This is a genomic window from Pseudomonas chaetocerotis, assembly GCF_015712105.2.
GTDB lineage: Bacteria > Pseudomonadota > Gammaproteobacteria > Pseudomonadales > Pseudomonadaceae > Aquipseudomonas > Aquipseudomonas chaetocerotis.
Window position 1 is genome coordinate 119,088 of sequence record NZ_JACFYX020000010.1, and the last position, 16,503, is coordinate 135,590.

The 16,503-nt window shown below is 63.6% G+C and carries 11 protein-coding genes; 5 read left to right on the forward strand and 6 right to left on the reverse strand.

Annotated features, from left to right (window positions below; translation table 11 throughout):
• Positions 1 to 57: 57 nt before the first annotated feature.
• From H3221_RS18385 to H3221_RS18410, 6 genes are all read right to left on the reverse strand, one after another.
• Positions 58 to 1,017 carry an AAA family ATPase gene (locus H3221_RS18385; RefSeq protein ID WP_196475247.1) on the reverse strand — a complete coding sequence of 320 codons (960 nt, stop codon included), beginning with the start codon at positions 1,015 to 1,017 and terminating at the stop codon, positions 58 to 60.
• A 194-nt stretch (positions 1,018 to 1,211) separates the two neighbouring features.
• Positions 1,212 to 2,141, reverse strand: coding sequence for a 5-oxoprolinase subunit C family protein (locus tag H3221_RS18390; RefSeq protein WP_196475246.1), 930 nt, complete (start codon positions 2,139 to 2,141; stop codon positions 1,212 to 1,214).
• The gene (locus tag H3221_RS18395; RefSeq protein WP_196475245.1) at positions 2,138 to 2,851 is read right to left on the reverse strand and encodes a 5-oxoprolinase subunit B family protein; all 714 of its coding nucleotides are present in this window, start codon (positions 2,849 to 2,851) and stop codon (positions 2,138 to 2,140) included. Before H3221_RS18395 ends, H3221_RS18390 begins: the two co-directional genes overlap by 4 nt.
• Positions 2,848 to 3,600 carry a 5-oxoprolinase subunit PxpA gene (locus H3221_RS18400; protein WP_196475244.1) on the reverse strand — a complete coding sequence of 251 codons (753 nt, stop codon included), beginning with the start codon at positions 3,598 to 3,600 and terminating at the stop codon, positions 2,848 to 2,850. The genes H3221_RS18395 and H3221_RS18400 overlap by 4 nt, the downstream gene beginning before the upstream one ends.
• Before the next feature lie 152 nt (positions 3,601 to 3,752).
• Positions 3,753 to 5,636 carry a methyl-accepting chemotaxis protein gene (locus H3221_RS18405; RefSeq protein ID WP_196475243.1) on the reverse strand — a complete coding sequence of 628 codons (1,884 nt, stop codon included), beginning with the start codon at positions 5,634 to 5,636 and terminating at the stop codon, positions 3,753 to 3,755.
• A gap of 140 nt (positions 5,637 to 5,776) precedes the next feature.
• On the reverse strand, positions 5,777 to 7,000 hold the full coding sequence (locus H3221_RS18410; RefSeq protein ID WP_196475242.1) for an OprD family porin: 1,224 nt from the start codon (positions 6,998 to 7,000) through the stop codon (positions 5,777 to 5,779).
• A gap of 271 nt (positions 7,001 to 7,271) precedes the next feature.
• Between H3221_RS18410 and H3221_RS18415 the strand changes: the two genes are divergently transcribed.
• The 5 genes from H3221_RS18415 to H3221_RS18435 all read left to right on the forward strand — a co-directional run bounded on the left by H3221_RS18415 (position 7,272) and on the right by H3221_RS18435 (position 16,451).
• Positions 7,272 to 8,216, forward strand: coding sequence for a LysR family transcriptional regulator (locus H3221_RS18415; RefSeq protein ID WP_196475241.1), 945 nt, complete (start codon positions 7,272 to 7,274; stop codon positions 8,214 to 8,216).
• Positions 8,217 to 8,426: 210 nt separating this feature from the next.
• Positions 8,427 to 9,404: a TRAP transporter substrate-binding protein gene (locus tag H3221_RS18420; RefSeq protein ID WP_196475240.1), complete on the forward strand. Its 978-nt coding sequence runs from the start codon at positions 8,427 to 8,429 to the stop codon at positions 9,402 to 9,404.
• Between the two features lie 67 nt (positions 9,405 to 9,471).
• Positions 9,472 to 9,978 (forward strand): TRAP transporter small permease, encoded by a 507-nt coding sequence (locus H3221_RS18425; protein ID WP_196475239.1) that lies wholly within the window; start codon positions 9,472 to 9,474, stop codon positions 9,976 to 9,978.
• Between the two features lie 58 nt (positions 9,979 to 10,036).
• Positions 10,037 to 11,341 carry a TRAP transporter large permease gene (locus tag H3221_RS18430; protein ID WP_196475238.1) on the forward strand — a complete coding sequence of 435 codons (1,305 nt, stop codon included), beginning with the start codon at positions 10,037 to 10,039 and terminating at the stop codon, positions 11,339 to 11,341.
• A gap of 268 nt (positions 11,342 to 11,609) precedes the next feature.
• Positions 11,610 to 16,451 (forward strand): NAD-glutamate dehydrogenase, encoded by a 4,842-nt coding sequence (locus H3221_RS18435; protein ID WP_196475237.1) that lies wholly within the window; start codon positions 11,610 to 11,612, stop codon positions 16,449 to 16,451.
• The last annotated feature ends 52 nt before the right edge of the window (positions 16,452 to 16,503 follow it).

Sequence of the window (16,503 nt, forward strand, 5' to 3'; positions counted from 1 at the left end):
AATCAGTCCCGGATTGCATCCGGGCTACCTGGGACGAGCGCATGAGGCGCGGCTGCATCAAGCCACCGCCACCACGTCGAGGATGCGCTGGATCACGCGGTCCTGATCGACGCCCGAGGCTTCCGCCTCGAAGGATAGGATGATGCGATGGCGCAGCACGTCGAACAGCACCGCCTGGATATCCTCGGGGCTGACGAAGTCGCGTCCGGCCAGCCAGGCGTGGGCGCGTGCGCAGCGGTCGAGGGCAATGGAGCCGCGCGGGCTGGCGCCATAGGCGATCCAGTCGGCCAGCTCGGCATCGAACTTGGCCGGCGTGCGGCTGGCCATGACCAGTTGCACCAGGTATTCCTCCACGGCATCGGCCATGTACAGGCCGAGGATTTCCTTGCGCGCGGCGAACACCGCCTGCTGGCTGACCCGGTGCTCGGGCTTGGCCTCACCGTTGAGCGCATCGCCACGGGCCTGGGCGAGGATCTTGCGCTCCACCGCCGCATCGGGAAAACCGATCTTCACGTGCATCAGAAAGCGGTCGAGCTGCGCTTCCGGCAGCGGGTAGGTGCCTTCCTGTTCGATGGGGTTCTGCGTGGCCATGACCAGAAACAGCGGCGACAGGTCGTAGGTGCTGCGGCCTACCGAGACCTGGCGCTCGGCCATGGCTTCGAGCAGCGCCGATTGCACCTTGGCCGGGGCGCGGTTGATCTCGTCGGCCAGCACCAGGTTGTGAAAGATCGGCCCCTGCTGGAACACGAAGCTGCCGGTTTCCGGGCGATAGATTTCGGTGCCGGTGATGTCCGCCGGCAACAGGTCGGGGGTGAACTGGATGCGATGGAACTCGCCCTCGATACCCTCGGCCAGCTCCTTGATCGCCTTGGTCTTGGCCAGGCCGGGGGCGCCCTCGACCAGCAAATGGCCGTCGGCGAGCAGCGCGATCAGCAAACGCTCGATGAGCTTTTCCTGGCCGAGAATCTGAGTGGAGAGAAATTGGCGTAACGCGAGCAGGGCTTCACGGTGTTCCATCGTCGGGCTCTTCTGGCGGATGGGCGGGGCTTTTCAAGGCCGCGCGTGCAGACCGCCGACTTTAATGCATTTGCGGCTTCAGCCGCTATCTGCGGCGCGGGTCATGAACAGTCTGGCAACAGAAATGCGAGGGCCGTCGCCAACGCTGAAATGCCCGCCCTTGGTGAGGGCGGGTCATATAGCCGGGGGCGACGCTATTGCCACTGCGCCAGGAGCCGGCGCTGGGCGAGCAGGGCGCTGTCCTGCGTGGTGGGAGCAAGCTGCACGCTCTGTCCCGGCAGGCATTGTGCCAGCCGAGCCACGGCCTGCGGCGTCAGGGCGCCGAGGCGCGGGTAGCCACCGATGGTCTGGCGGTCGTTGAGCAGGATGATTGGCTGACCATCCGGCGGCACCTGCACCGCGCCCAGCGGGATGCCTTCGGAGATCATCGAGCCACGCAGGCATTGCAGCTGAGGGCCGTTGAGACGAATGCCCATGCGGTCGGCGCGCTGGTCGATCAGCCACTGACTGTTGAAGGCATCGAACAGACTCTGGCCGCGGAAGTCGCCGATCTGTGCACCCAACACCAACTGCAGGCGCGGCGCATCCTGGTACTCGGGAATGAAATCGGCGGGCATCTGCCGCATTGCGCGGGTGCTGCCGGTCCAGGCCAGCGAGTCACCGACAGCGATGGCGCGGCCATCGCCCTGCAGGCCACCAAGGCCTTCGCGCAACATGCTGGCGCAGCTGCCCAGCACCAGCGGCGCCTGGAATCCACCCGGCGCTGCGAGATAGGCGCGGGCGCCGTGGCGTGGCTGGGCGAAACTCAGGCGCTGGCCCTTGCGCACTTCGAAGCTGCGCCAGGACGCCAGCGGCTGGTCGTCCAGCCGCGCACCGAGGTCGGCACCGGTCAGTGCCAGGGTGGCGTCGCGGCTGCATTCGAAATCGGCATTGCCCAGGGTGATCTCCACCACAGCGGCAGTCAGCGGGTTGCCCAGTAGCCAGTTGGCCCAGCGATGGGCGATCCAGTCCAGGGCTCCGCACTGGGTCACGCCGAGGTGGCGCACGCCGAAACGGCCACCATCCTGCAGTTGAATGAACGGGCTGCTGCGCAATACGTGCAGGCCGCCATCTATAGCACTCATTGACCGGTCTCCAGCGGACTGTCGTCGCCGCCCAGGCGGATAAATTCGGCGCGCTCGATGGGTACGAAACGCACACGGTCACCGGGTTGCAGCAGGCTGTAGCCTTCGATGTCGCTGCCGAACAGGCGACTCGGCGTGCGCCCGATCAGGTTCCAGCCGCCGGGCGAAACCACCGGGTAGGCGGCCGTCTGTCGTTCGGCGATGCCGACGCTGCCGGCGGCGATGCGCTTGCGCGGTGTGCTCAGGCGCGGCGCGGCGAGGATTTCCTCGACCAGCCCCATGAAGGCGAAGCCGGGCGCGAAACCCAGGGCGAATACCTGATAGGCATGGCCGCTGTGCCGGGCGATTACGTCGGCCTCACTGAGCCCGCTGCGCCGAGCCAGCAGTTGCAGCTCAGGGCCGACGCTGCGGTCGTACCAGGTGGGCAACTGATGCTCGCGGCCGCCTTGCAGATCGGCAGGCTGCAAGCCTTCGAGTGCTTCGGCGACCTTCGCGCGCGCCTGCTCGCTGTCGAGTTGGCACAGGTCGTAGTGCAGCAGCAGTGTGGTATAGGAGGGCACCAGGTCGATCAGCGCGCCGCCGAATGCGTCCTGCAGGCGCGTGCGTGCGGCCAGCATCCACGGCATGTTGGCCTCATCGATAACGTCGAACAGGCGCAGGATCAGGCTGTCGGTGCCGGCGACTTCCAGCCGGGCGTTGGGCGCCTTCATGCCTGAACCAGGCTGTCGAATGCCTGGCGGATGCGCCTGACGGCGGCGACCGAACTGGCGTTGTCGCCATGCACGCACAGCGTCTGCGCGTTCAGGTGCAGTGCGCTGCCGTCGCTGGCCTGCAGGGCCTCGCCACGCGCCAGGGTCAGCGCCTGGCTGACGATCACCTCGCTGTCGTGATGCACGGCACCCGGCAGGCTGCGGCTGACCAGGAAACCGGCGGCATCATAGGCGCGGTCGGCGAAGGCTTCGAACCACAGGGTCAGGCCGAATTCGTCGCCCAGCGCCTGGGCTGCGCTGTTGTCACGGGTGCACATCAGCATCAGCGGCAGCTGGCGGTCGTACCGGGCCACGGCGCTCATTACCGCGCGCAGGGTGGCGGGCTTGCGCATCATGTCCTGATACAGCGCGCCGTGTGGTTTGACGTAGCTGACACGCGTGCCCTCGCTGCGGCAGATGCCTTCCAGCGCACCGATCTGGTAGAGCATCAGGTCTTCGACTTCCTGCGGCGTGCAGTCCATCGAGCGACGGCCGAAGCCGACCAGGTCCTGATAGGCGGTGTGCGCGCCGATGCGCACGTCATGGGCCACGGCCAGGGCCACGGTCTTGCGCATCACGCTGGGGTCGGAAGCGTGGAAACCGCAGGCGATGTTGGCGCAGTCGATGTAGGGCATGACCTCGGCGTCCAGGCCCATGGTCCAGGCGCCGAAGCTTTCGCCGATGTCACAGTTCAGAAGCAGATCGTTCACGCGGGAGCTCCTCAGGCAGGCAGCCGGTAAGCCGGTGCTGGCGCGGCTTGCGACGGCCGTGGCCGTCATCCATGGCTGTCATTTTTCAACGGCCTGCCGGAGGCGTCCAACTAATTAAAGCGTGCGCCCGATATAGGAAAAGTCGATGAGGCTCAGGCCAGGCGGAACTGCCTGGCGCTACGTCCCAGTGCATCGACCTGGGATGACAGCCCCTCGGTATGGCCGCCCAGGGTATGGCGCAGGTCCTTGCTCTGCCCGGTGTGCACGTGGATGGTTTCCATCTTGTCGGCGATGTCCTCGGTGGTGGTGGAGACTTCCTCGATGGCTACCACGACCTGGTTCATTTCGCCGGTCAGGCGCTCCATCGCCGAGGTGATGGCGCTGATGGCGTCGGCCACCTGAGCGGCATGTCGCTCGCTGTCGGCAGCCAGGTTCAGGCCGTTGCTCATCAACTGGTGCATGTGCCGGGTCTGTTGCTGGAACTCGCCGACGATGGCGCTGATGTCGGTTGTTGCCGAGACCGTTTTCTGCGCCAGCGAGCGCACCTCATCGGCCACCACCGAGAAGCCGCGCCCGGCATCGCCTGCCCGAGCCGCCTCGATAGCCGCGTTGAGGGCGAGCAGATTGGTCTGGTCAGCGAGACTGTTGATCACATCGACGATGCCGCTGACCCGCGCGCTGCTCTGGCCGAGGGCATCGACCTGGCTATGAGTGTCCTGAATCAGCTGCGCCAGACGACTCATGCTGTCGACACTGGCGGCGATCACCTCACCGCCGTTACGCGCCGCATCGTAGGCGCTGGTGGTGGCGGTGCCGACTTGCGCCGTGCGCTGCGCCATGTCGTTGAGGGTGGCGCTGATCTGGTGCGAGGCCGAGGCGGCCTGCTCGGTCTGCATTTCCACCTGGGTGCTGTTGTCACCCAACTGACGCATGGCATCGCCCAGGTGATGGTGCAGGCGGGTCAGCTCGCCGTTGGCACGCACCACTTCGGCAACGATACCGCCGATACCCTGGATCATGCGGTTGGCGGCGTCGGCCAGCTGATTGAATTCGTCACGCGGGTTGCTGCCCACCGGTAGTTTGCCGGTGAGATCGCCGGAGGCGACCTGAGTGAGCAACTGAATGACGTTGCGCAGGCGGCTGACCAAGGTGCGTGACGCCTGCAGCAAGGTGAAGCAGAGCAGGGCGGCAACGGCGAGGAAGCTCAGCCCCATCATCCACAGTGCGGACAGGCGAGCCTGCTCGGCTTCCTGCGTGCGACGCAGCAACAGGCCGCTCTGCAGCGCTTGTGCCTGCTCTTCGACACGCGTCTGCAACTGCTCGCCCAACTGGAGCAGGCGCTGATTGGTGGCGTTGATGCGCTCGATGTTGCCATGGATATCCGTGAACGCCTGGGCATAGCCCTGCACGTTCTTGCCAATCGGCGTGTCCTGCCATTCAAGGTCTGCGATCTGGTCCTGCAATTTGCCGATGGCCGTCAGGGCAATCTGGGCGAACGCCGGGTCGAAGGTCGACAGGTAGTCACGCTGGCTGCTCAGGGCACTGGTAATGAAGGGTTTGATCAGGTCGAAACTGATCGCCTCCAGGGCCTTGCCTCTTTCCGTCAGGGTTTTACGCTGGCCCTCGAAGGGGGTCAGACCCAGGGCCTGATTGAGGCTCAGCCACTGGCGCTGCTGGGCCAGCTCATCCAGTAGCACGGCCTGGATCTGCTGGGCGTGTTGCAAGGTGGCGTCGTCTTCCAGCGCTTGAGCTTGCGTCAACAGTTGTCCGATGAGTTCTTGTAGTTCATCGAGGCCGCTGTCGAACGCTGACTGCAGGTCAGGCGTGATCTGCTGGCGCAATGCGTTCTGTTGCCACCAGTGGTTCATCAACTGGGTACTGGCGCTGGCATAGGCTGCCGCCTGTTCCCTCGCCTGCAAGGCACTGCTGACGCGATGGTTGGCCCATAACGAGGCGGCCGCCATCAGAATCAGGCTGATCAGGGTGAGCGCGACAAGGGCGCGGAATTTTTGTTGCCAGGACAGTAAAAAGCTCACGATAACGCCTCGCCATCTTCTTCAGGATGATGCTCAGGAATCGGCAAGTTGTCATACAACTTGATTAAAAGTCTATGGCCGTCTTGCTTCCCGAGAAATGCAAACGGGGCCGTAATGGCCCCGTCATCGGGTTGAAGTGCTTACCAGAGCGCCAGGGTGTAGCTGAGAATCAGGCGATTCTCGTCGAGATCGTTACCGAAATTGGAGCGAACGGTGGCGTTACGCCATTTCAGCCCCAGGTTCTTCAGCGGACCGTTCTGTACCACGTAGGCGATATCGGTATTGCGTTCCCATTCCTTGCCTTCGCTGCTGCGGCCGGCGACCTCGACGTTGTCACCGGAGATGTAGCGGGTCATGAAGGTCAGGCCGGGGATGCCGATGCTGGCGAAGTTGTAGTCGTAGCGCACCTGCCAGGAGCGTTCTTCGACGTTGGCGAAGTCGTTGATCTGCACGAAGTTGACCAGAAAGGGGTCGCTGCTGGCGATGTACGGGAACGGATCGTCACCGCTCATGCGCTGGTAGCCGGCACCGAAGGCATGACCGCCCAGGCTGTAGGTGAACATGGCGCCGAAGGCCTTGTTGTCGAGGTCGCGGAAGTTGCCGTCCTCGCGGCTTTGCGAGTAGCGCAGGTCGGTCTTCAACGACTGGCCATCACCCAGCGGCAGCACATGCACCAGGGTGCCGTAGTACTGCTGGTAGATATCCTCGAGGGTGCCGTAATGCAGGCCGGTGGTCAGTTGCGGGGTGATCTTGTACTCGCCGCCACCGAACACGAAGGAATCACTGCTGCCGCCGATGCGGTTGCCGGTCATCTCGGTGTAGTCGGTGGAGCTGTTGGCCTTGATGCGGTTGATCTTGCCGCCCTGCAGGGTCAGGTTGTCGACTTCCTGTACGTTGAGCAGCGCGCCCTGGAAGGTCTGCGGCAGCAGACGCGAGTCATTGGCCGAGACGACCGGGCTGCGAAAGTGCAGGGCGCCAGCTTTCAGTGTGCTGTTGGAAACCTTCACTTTGGCGGTCAGGCCGAGCTTGGAATACTCATCCTGCGAGCCGCCGGAGCGGTCGGCCGGCAGCAGGCCGCTGCCAGCGGTGCCATCACCGGAATCGAGTTTCACACCGAGCATCCCCAATGCATCGATACCGAAACCGACGGTGCCCTCGGTGTAGCCGGACTCCATGCGCAGCAGAAAGCCCTGCGCCCATTCCTCGGCCTTGTCACGGGCGCCGCTCTGGCGGAAGTCACGGTTGAAATAGAAGTTGCGCATCTCGACGCTGGCCTTGCTGTCAGCGATGAAATCGGCATGTGCGATGCTCGGCAGGCCGCCGCCGAGCAGCAGCGCGGATGCCAATGGGTAATGGGGTTTCATGGTGCAGTGTCTCCTGTTGGGAGCGCGCAGCCGACGAGAGCAGCTGCTTGGCAGAGCGCGTTTTGAATGATGTTGTTGTGGTCTGCGCAGAGCGCGGCGCCATTCTTCAAAGCGTCGTTCGGCGGCGTCCAACGAGAAAAAACAGGGGGCCAGCGATAGGAAAATTCATCGGCTGCGCGAAAAACCTCTGGCATACAACCTGCTACGCCTGAGGCTGCGTGGGCGCTGCCAATCAGCCCCTGAGAAGAACATTGCGAAGAGGCGTTACGGCATGAATCTGAGATTTCTCGAGACCTTCGTCTGGGTGGCACGGCTCAAGAGCTTCCGCCTGACAGCCGAGAAGCTGTTCAGCACCCAGGCGTCCATTTCCAGCCGTATCGCTGCGCTCGAGGATGAACTCGGCACACGTCTTTTTCTGCGTGATTCCAAGGGCGTATCGCTGACCCCGGAAGGGCAGAAGGTGCTCGAATATGCCGAGCGCATGATCGACACCATGCAGGCCTTGAAGCAGTCGATCAGCGATACTGGCAACATCCAGGGGCGTATTCGCGTCGGGGCGATGGATACCGTCATTCACACCTGGTTGAGTCCGTTCGTAACACGAGTGATGGAGCGCTACCCTGCAGTAGAGATCGAACTGACCGCCGACACCGCGCGCAACCTCAACGAGCAATTGCTCAAGGGCTATCTGGATATCGTGTTCCAGACCGACATGGTCAACGGCGACAGCGTGCGTAATCTGGAACTGGCTGCGTTTCCGGTGCGCTGGATCGTCCCGACCGGTTCGCTGTACCACCGCAGCTATGCCTCGATGGAGGAGCTGGCACGCGAGCGCATCATCACCTTCTCGAAGAATTCGCGACCGCATCAGGACATTCTCAACCTGCTGCATGCCGGCAGCGTCAGCGCGCCACGTATCAACTGCGTCAATTCCATCGCCGCGATGACGCGCCTGGTGCGCGACGGTTTCGGTATCGGCGCGCTGCCGCCGGCGCTGGTGCATGACGAGCTCAAGCAGGGCCTGCTGACCATTCTCGACGAAGTGCCCGAGCCACCGCCCTTGCCGGTGGTTGCCACCTGGCGCACAGGTGTGGGTCTTGAGCTCAGCGAGGACATCATCGCCCTGGCCTGCGAAGCGCTGGACGTCTACGCCGAGGAAATGGGCGAGGCCTGCATGGCACGGGCCGCACCCGCGCCGGAACAGCAAAGCGCCTGATTAACTTCCATTCGCTGGTCTGCGGGCCCGGAAACGGCTGCCCGCTGCTGGTGCATTGCCTGCGGAAATGCCCCTTTTCATCCCATAACGATTTCCGATCATGCGCCTCCGGTTTTTCTAGTTGGACAGGGTAGGGCGATGCGCTGAGACTCGAAACCGTCTTCCAGCCGCGCCTTGCGGCGCATAAAAAACAATGAACAGGAGAGCACCATGACAAGCATCGCATCGCGTTTCGCCATTACCGCTCTGGCTTGCGCACTGGGCTTCGGCGCCCAGGCCGCCGAGCGCTGGAACATGACCGCCGAGAACCCCGATGGCAACTTCATCACCACCGTGGCCAAGGAGTTCGCGCAGGACGTGGAAAAAGCCAGTAACGGCGAACTGCTTATTCGCGTGCACGCCAACTCGGTGCTGTTCAAGCGCCCCGAGGTCAAGCGCGCCGTGCAGACCGGCCAGGTGCAGGTGGGCGACGTACTGATGTCGGTGCTGGGCAACGAAGATCCGATCTTCGAAATCGACAGCGTGCCGTTTCTGGTGCGCAACTACGAGCAGGCCCAGGCCCTGTGGGACGCCAGCCGCCCGGCAGTGGAAGAGCGCCTGGCCAAGCAGGGCATCAAGCTGTTGTACGCCATGCCCTGGTCGCCGCAGAGCATCTTCACCAAGACGCCGATCGCGAGCATGGATGACTTCAAGGGCATGAAATTTCGCGCCTACAACCCGGCCACGTCGCGCATGACCGAATTGATGGGCGCCGTGCCGACCGTGATCCAGACCGGCGAAATCCCGCAGGCCTTCAGCACCGGCATGATCAACGGCATGCTCACCTCGCCGACCACCGGCGTGGACTCCCAGGCCTGGGATTTCTCTTCTTATTACTATGACGTCAAGGCGTTCATTCCGAAGAACTTCGTCATCGTCAACGCCCGCGCTTTCGCCCGCCTGCCGGAAGCGACCCAGGCGGCCGTGCTGGCTGCCGCTGAGCGTGCCGAAAAACGTGGCTGGGCGATTGCCCAGGAGAAGACCAGTGAGCTGGTCAAGACCCTGGCCGACAATGGCATGCAGGTATCCGAGCAGGCCCCGGCGGCGGTGGAGAGCGGCTTCGAGCAGATCGGCCAGAGCATGACCGAAGAGTGGCTCAAGCGCGCGGGTGCCGATGGCCAGGCGATTCTCGATACCTACCAGCCTTGATTCTGCTGCCCGCCGCCATCCTCGCGGTGGGCTTTTTCTCGAGGCTTGCCCAGGGAGCCCGTTGTTCATGACCCCACTGCACAAGCTCTACACCCTGTCCGGATGGTTGTCCGGCGTGTTTCTCGTCCTGATCTGCGTGCTGGTCGTGGCGCAGATCGTTGCCCGCCAACTGGGCACCATGGTGCCCGCTGCCGATGAGTTCGCCGCCTACGCGATGGCGGCATCGGGCTTTCTCGCCTTGCCCTACGCCCTGCAACGTGGAGCGCACATCCGTGTGGAGCTGCTGCTGCGCCTGCTGCCCGCTGGCGGTCGTCGAATGGTCGATGTGCTGGCCACGCTGATCGGTTTGGGGATCGCCACCTATATGGCCTGGTACTGCGCGTTGTTCGTTCTGGAGTCCTATGAGTTCAAGGAAGTGTCTTCTGGCCTGTTGCCGATTCCCATGTGGTTGCCGCAGCTGCCGATGCTGCTGGGCACGCTGATTCTGGTGGTGGCGATGGCCGAGCGCCTGGTGCTGAGCTTTCAGGGCAAGCGCTTCGAGGCTGTCGACGCCGGTACGGCGATGAGCGAGTGAGCCCGCTGGCTCGACCCTTAATTGCGGCCAGCGCCGCACTGCATTCGTGAGTGAACCCGTGGACTACACAATCATTACAATCACCCTGCTGCTGGCGCTGTTCGTGCTGCTTGGCGGTGGCGTCTGGGTTGCCCTGTCGTTGCTTGGCGTCGGCATCATCGGCATGGAGCTGTTCGGCGGTGCGCCGGCCGGTTCGATCCTCGCGTCCACCAGTTGGGCGTCCAGTGCCAGCTGGACGTTGACGGCCCTGCCACTGTTCATCTGGATGGGCGAGATCCTCTATCGCACGCGCCTTTCCGAAGACATGTTCAACGGTCTGGCGCCCTGGATGCGAGGGCTGCCGGGGCGCCTGCTGCATGTCAACGTGTTCGGCTGTGGCCTGTTCGCGGCGGTCAGCGGCTCTTCCGCAGCCACGGCGGCCACCATCGGTCGCATCTCCCTGCCCGAGCTGAAAGCACGCGGCTACCCGGAATCCATCGCCATGGGCTCGCTGGCCGGTGCCGGCACGTTGGGGCTGCTGATTCCGCCGTCGATCATGATGATCGTCTACGGTGTGGCGGCGCAGGTGTCGATCTCGCGCCTGTTCATCGCCGGCATCCTGCCGGGCCTCTTGCTGCTGGCAATCTTCAGCGGTTACCTGATGCTCTGGTCCGCCTGTAATCGCAGCAAGCTGCCGGAGGAGGGCGAGCGCCTGCCGTTCATGGACAAGCTGCGCAAGGCCAGGCTGCTGATTCCGGTGCTGGGCCTGATCATCGCGGTGATCGGCTCGATCTATGGTGGCATCGCCACGGCCACCGAGGCTGCTGCCGTCGGCGTGGTCGGTGCGCTGCTGATCGCGCTGTGCTCCGGAGCGCTGACCCGGGAAACCTTCATGGCCAGCCTGATGGGCGCGGTGTGCACCTCGTGCATGATCTTCTTCATTCTGCTCGGTGCGGCTTACCTGACCTCGGCCATGAGCTTCACCGGTCTGCCGGCGGCACTGGCTGACTGGATCATCGCCAGACAGCTGTCGCCGTATCTGTTGCTGCTGGCGCTGACCCTGTTCTTCATCGCCCTGGGCTGCTTCCTCGACGGCATCTCGATCATCCTGCTCACCACCGCCGTGATTCTGCCGGCGGTGCAGGCTGCGGGGATCGATCTGCTGTGGTTCGGCATCTTCGTCATCCTGGTGGTGGAAATGGCGCAGATCACCCCGCCGGTAGGCTTCAACCTGTTCGTCATCCAGAACCTCACCGGACGCAACCTGGGCGCAGTGGCGCGCGCCAGTTTCCCGTTCTTCCTGCTGCTGGTGCTGGCGGCGATACTGATCACCCTCTTCCCGCAGATCGTGCTGGCGCTGCCCGAGGCGATGCGCGGCGCCTGACCTCTGGCCATGGCCCGTTCGCTCTCCAGTGGCGGGTCATGGTTCTTTTTTGCACCGTGTCGGTGCAGCCTTGAAAGAAAATGTCGCAGCGCCGCAAGCGGTTGCAGGCCATCCCTCGTTAAGCTCGCTGGCCATACGTGACCACTCGGTCGCTCCTTTCACGCCGGTCCGTATGCGACTTGCAAGTGTCATCGTCGCTTCATGGACTAACGTTGAACTAATACCTCACGGCAGCGATGTCGAACCACCAGCCCAATGGAGCAAAACCATGGCGTTCTTTACGGCGGCCAGCAAAGCCGACTTCCAGCACCAACTGCAAGCGGCCCTGGCACAGCACGTGAGTGAGCAGGCGCTGCCACAAGTAGCCCTGTTCGCCGAACAGTTCTTCGGCATCATCGCCCTCGAAGAGTTGACCCAGCGACGTCTGTCCGACCTGGTCGGCTGCACCCTGTCGGCCTGGCACATGCTGGAGCAGTTCGATCACGCCAAGCCCCAGGTGCGCACCTTCAACCCCGATTACGAGAAGCACGGCTGGCAGTCCACCCACACGGCGGTGGAAATCCTCCATGGCGACATCCCGTTCCTGGTCGACTCGGTGCGCATGGAGCTCAATCGCCACGGCTACAGCATCCACACCCTGCAGAACAGCGTGTTCAGCGTGCGCCGTGACAAGAACGGCCAGCTGCTGGAAATTCTCCCGCGCGGCACCCAGGGCGAGGGCGTGCTGCAGGAAGCGCTGATGTTCCTGGAAATCGACCGCTGCTCCAGTTCCGCCGAGCTGAAGACGCTGGAAAGGGCTATTCACGAAGTCTTCGGTGACGTGCGCATGAGCGTCGCCGACTTCCAGCCGATGAAGGCCAAGGCGCGCGAACTGCTGGCCTGGCTGGATCGCGCCAAGCTCAAGGTTGACAAGGCCGAGCTGGATGAAATCAAGGTCTACCTGAACTGGCTGCTGGACAACCACTTCACCTTCCTCGGCTACGAGGAATTCACCGTCGTACCGACCGCCGATGGCGGCAACATGGTCTACGACGAGAAATCCCTGCTGGGCCTGTCCAAGCGCCTGCGCACCGGCTTGAGCGCCGAAGAGCTGCACATCGAGCCGGAAGCGGTGGCCTACCTGCGCGAGCCGCAGCTGCTGTCCTTCGCCAAGGCTGCAGTGCCGAGCCGTGTGCATCGTCCGGCCTATCCGGATTTCGTCTCCATCCGTGAACTCGATGCCAAGGGCAACGTGGTCAAGGAATGCCGCTTCATGGGCCTGTACACCTCGGCGGTGTATGCCGAGAGCGTGTGGAACATCCCCTACATCCGCCGCAAGGTGGACGTGATCAAGCAGCGCTCGGGCTTCGACAGCAGTGCTCACCTGGGCAAGGAACTGGCCCAGGTGCTGGAAGTGCTGCCACGTGACGACCTGTTCCAGACCCCGGTAGACGACCTGTTCAACACCGCGCTGTCCATCGTGCAGATCCAGGAGCGCAACAAGATTCGCGTGTTCCTGCGTCGCGATCCTTACGGCCGCTTCTGCTACTGCCTGGCCTACGTGCCGCGCGACGTGTACTCCACCGAAACCCGCATGAAGATCCAGCAGGTGCTGATGGAGCGTCTGCAGGCCACCGATTGCGAGTTCTGGACCTTCTTCTCCGAATCGGTGCTGGCGCGCGTGCAGTTCATTCTGCGCGTCGACCCGAAGAACAAGACCCAGATCGACCCCGTGCGTCTGGAGAAGGAAGTCATCCAGGCCTGCCGCTCGTGGAAGGACGACTACGCCAGCCTGATGGTCGAAAGCCTTGGCGAAGCCCAGGGCACCAACGTGCTGGCGGAATTCCCCGGCGGTTTCCCGGCCGGCTACCGCGAGCGTTTCGCTCCGCATTCGGCGGTGGTGGACATGCAGCATCTGCTCAGCCTGAGCAACGACAAGCCGCTGGTGATGAGTTTTTACCAGCCGTTGGCCCAGGCAGGGCAGCAACTGCACTGCAAGCTGTATCACGCCGATACGCCGTTGCCGCTGTCCGACGTGCTGCCGATTCTGGAGAACCTCGGCCTGCGCGTGCTCGGCGAGTTCCCCTACAAGCTGCGCCGCAATGACGGCCGCGAATTCTGGATTCACGACTTCGCCTTCACCTATGCCGAAGGTCTGGACGTCGACATCCAGCAGCTCAACGACACCCTGCATGACGCCTTCATTCATATCGTCGGCGGCGATGCCGAGAACGATGCGTTCAACCGCCTGGTGCTGACCGCTGCCATGCCCTGGCGTGAAGTGGCGTTGCTGCGTGCCTACGCGCGCTATCTCAAGCAGATCCGCCTTGGCTTCGATCTCAGCTATATCGCGGCGACCCTGATCAACCACGCCGACATCGCCAAGGAGCTGGTGCGCCTGTTCCGCACCCGTTTCTACCTCGCGCGCAAGCTCACCGCCGAGGATCTGGAAGACAAGCAGCAGAAGCTTGAACAGGCCATCCTCGCCGCGCTGGACAACGTCGCCGTGCTCAACGAAGACCGCATCCTGCGCCGTTACCTGGACCTGATCAAAGCCACTCTGCGCACCAACTTCTTCCAGACCGACGCCAGCGGCGCGGCCAAGTCCTATTTCAGCTTCAAACTCAGCCCGCGCCTGATTCCGGAGATTCCGCGTCCGGTGCCGAAGTTCGAGATCTTCGTCTACAGCCCGCGCGTCGAGGGCGTGCACCTGCGCTTCGGCGACGTCGCCCGTGGCGGTCTGCGCTGGTCGGATCGTGAAGAGGACTTCCGTACCGAAGTGCTCGGCCTGGTCAAGGCGCAGCAGGTAAAGAACGCGGTGATCGTGCCGATGGGCGCCAAGGGCGGCTTCGTACCACGCCGGATGCCGGTCGGTGGTTCGCGTGACGAGGTGCTGGCCGAGGGCATCGCCTGCTACCGCATCTTCATCAGCGGCCTGCTGGATATTACCGACAACCTCAAGGACGGCGAGGTGGTACCGCCGCAGAACGTCGTGCGTCACGACGCCGATGATCCTTACCTGGTAGTGGCAGCGGACAAGGGCACCGCGACCTTCTCCGACATCGCCAACGGTATCGCCGCCGAATATGACTTCTGGCTCGGTGACGCCTTCGCCTCCGGCGGTTCGGCCGGATACGACCACAAGGGCATGGGCATCACCGCCAAGGGCGGCTGGGTTTCGGTGCAGCGTCACTTCCGCGAGCGCGGCATCGACGTGCAGAGGGACAACGTCACCGTGATCGGCATCGGCGACATGGCCGGCGATGTGTTCGGCAATGGCCTGCTGCTGTCGGAAAGCCTGCAGCTGGTGGCGGCCTTCAACCACATGCACATTTTCATCGACCCGAACCCGGACGCGGCCAAAAGCTTCGTCGAGCGCAAGCGTCTGTTCGAGCTGCCGCGTTCGAGCTGGGCGGATTACGACGCCAAGCTGATTTCCGACGGTGGCGGCATCTTCCTGCGCAGCGCCAAGAGCATCGCCATCACCCCGCACATGAAGGCGCGCTTCGACATCGCCGCCGACAAGCTGGCACCCACCGAGCTGCTCAACGCGCTGCTCAAGGCGCCGGTCGACCTGCTGTGGAACGGCGGTATCGGCACCTACGTCAAATCCAGCAAGGAAAGCCACGGCGACGTCGGCGACAAGGCCAACGACGCCCTGCGCGTGGACGGTCGTGAACTGCGCGCCAAGGTGGTGGGCGAGGGCGGCAACCTGGGCATGACCCAGCTCGGTCGCGTCGAATTCGGCCTGCATGGCGGCGCCAGCAACACCGACTTCATCGACAACGCCGGTGGTGTGGACTGCTCCGACCACGAAGTGAACATCAAGATTCTGCTCGGTGAAATCGTCTCCGGTGGCGACATGACCGAGAAGCAGCGCAACAAGCTGCTGGCCGAGATGACCGATGATGTCTCCGAACTGGTGCTGGGCAACAACTACAAGCAGACCCAGGCGCTGTCGCTGGCCGAGCGCCGCGCCCGCGAGCGCGTCGGCGAGTACAAGCGCCTGATGAATGCGCTGGAAAGCGCCGGCAAGCTGGACCGTGCCCTGGAATTCCTGCCCTCGGACGAGGAACTGAACGAGCGTGCCACCAACGGCCAGGGCCTGACCCGACCGGAACTGTCGGTGCTGATCTCCTACAGCAAGATCGACCTCAAGGAATCGCTGCTCAAGTCTCAGGTGCCGGACGACGACTACCTGGCGCGCGAGATGGAAACCGCCTTCCCGGCGATCCTCACCGAGAAGTTCGGCGACGCCATGCGTCGTCACCGCCTCAAGCGCGAGATCGTCAGCACGCAGATCGCCAACGATCTGGTCAACCACATGGGCATCACCTTCGTGCAGCGCCTGAAGGAGTCCACCGGCATGAGCGCGGCCAACGTCGCCGGCGCCTACGTGATCGTGCGTGACCTGTTCCGCCTGCCGCACTGGTGGGCGCAGATCGAGGCGCTGGACTACAAGGTGTCGGCCGATCTGCAACTGCAGTTGATGGACGAGCTGATGCGCCTGGGCCGCCGTGCCACCCGCTGGTTCCTGCGCAGCCGCCGCAACGAGCTGGATGCCGCGCGCGACGTGGCGCATTTCGCACCGCGTATCGAAGCGCTGGTCGGTCGTCTGGACGAGCTGCTCGAGGGCCCGGCCCGCGAGCAATGGCTGGCGCGCTACCAGAGCTTCGTCGAAGCCGGCACGCCGGAAGAACTGGCCCGTGTGGTCGCCGGCACCAGCCACCTGTACACCCTGCTGCCGATCATCGAAGCAGCGGACGTGACCGGCAAGGATGCCAGTGAAGTGGCGACGGCCTACTTCGCCGTCGGCGGCTCCCTGGAACTGTCCTGGTACCTGCAGCAGATCACCAACCTGCCGGTGGAGAACAACTGGCAGGCGCTGGCCCGCGAAGCCTTCCGGGATGATCTGGACTGGCAGCAGCGTGCGATTACCGTGTCGGTGCTGCAGATGGCCGATGGTCCGCAGGAAATCGAAGCGCGCGTGGCCCTGTGGCTCGACCAGCATCAACGCCTGGTTGACCGCTGGAAGGCGATGCTGGCCGAACTGCGTTCGGCGACAGGCACCGACTACGCCATGTATGCAGTGGCCAACCGCGAGCTGATGGACCTGGCACAAAGCGCCTGAGCCGTCCGCTGAAATAAAAGAGCCCCGCCAAGTGCGTAATGCTGTTCACATA

Coding starts and splice junctions, on each gene's coding strand:
- H3221_RS18410 (WP_196475242.1), bottom strand. CDS start 7,000: ATGAAACCCCATTACCCATTGGCATCCGCGCTGCTGCTCGGCGGCGGC.
- H3221_RS18385 (WP_196475247.1), bottom strand. CDS start 1,017: ATGGAACACCGTGAAGCCCTGCTCGCGTTACGCCAATTTCTCTCCACT.
- H3221_RS18425 (WP_196475239.1), top strand. CDS start 9,472: ATGACCCCACTGCACAAGCTCTACACCCTGTCCGGATGGTTGTCCGGC.
- H3221_RS18435 (WP_196475237.1), top strand. CDS start 11,610: ATGGCGTTCTTTACGGCGGCCAGCAAAGCCGACTTCCAGCACCAACTG.
- H3221_RS18390 (WP_196475246.1), bottom strand. CDS start 2,141: ATGAGTGCTATAGATGGCGGCCTGCACGTATTGCGCAGCAGCCCGTTC.
- H3221_RS18415 (WP_196475241.1), top strand. CDS start 7,272: ATGAATCTGAGATTTCTCGAGACCTTCGTCTGGGTGGCACGGCTCAAG.
- H3221_RS18395 (WP_196475245.1), bottom strand. CDS start 2,851: ATGAAGGCGCCCAACGCCCGGCTGGAAGTCGCCGGCACCGACAGCCTG.
- H3221_RS18420 (WP_196475240.1), top strand. CDS start 8,427: ATGACAAGCATCGCATCGCGTTTCGCCATTACCGCTCTGGCTTGCGCA.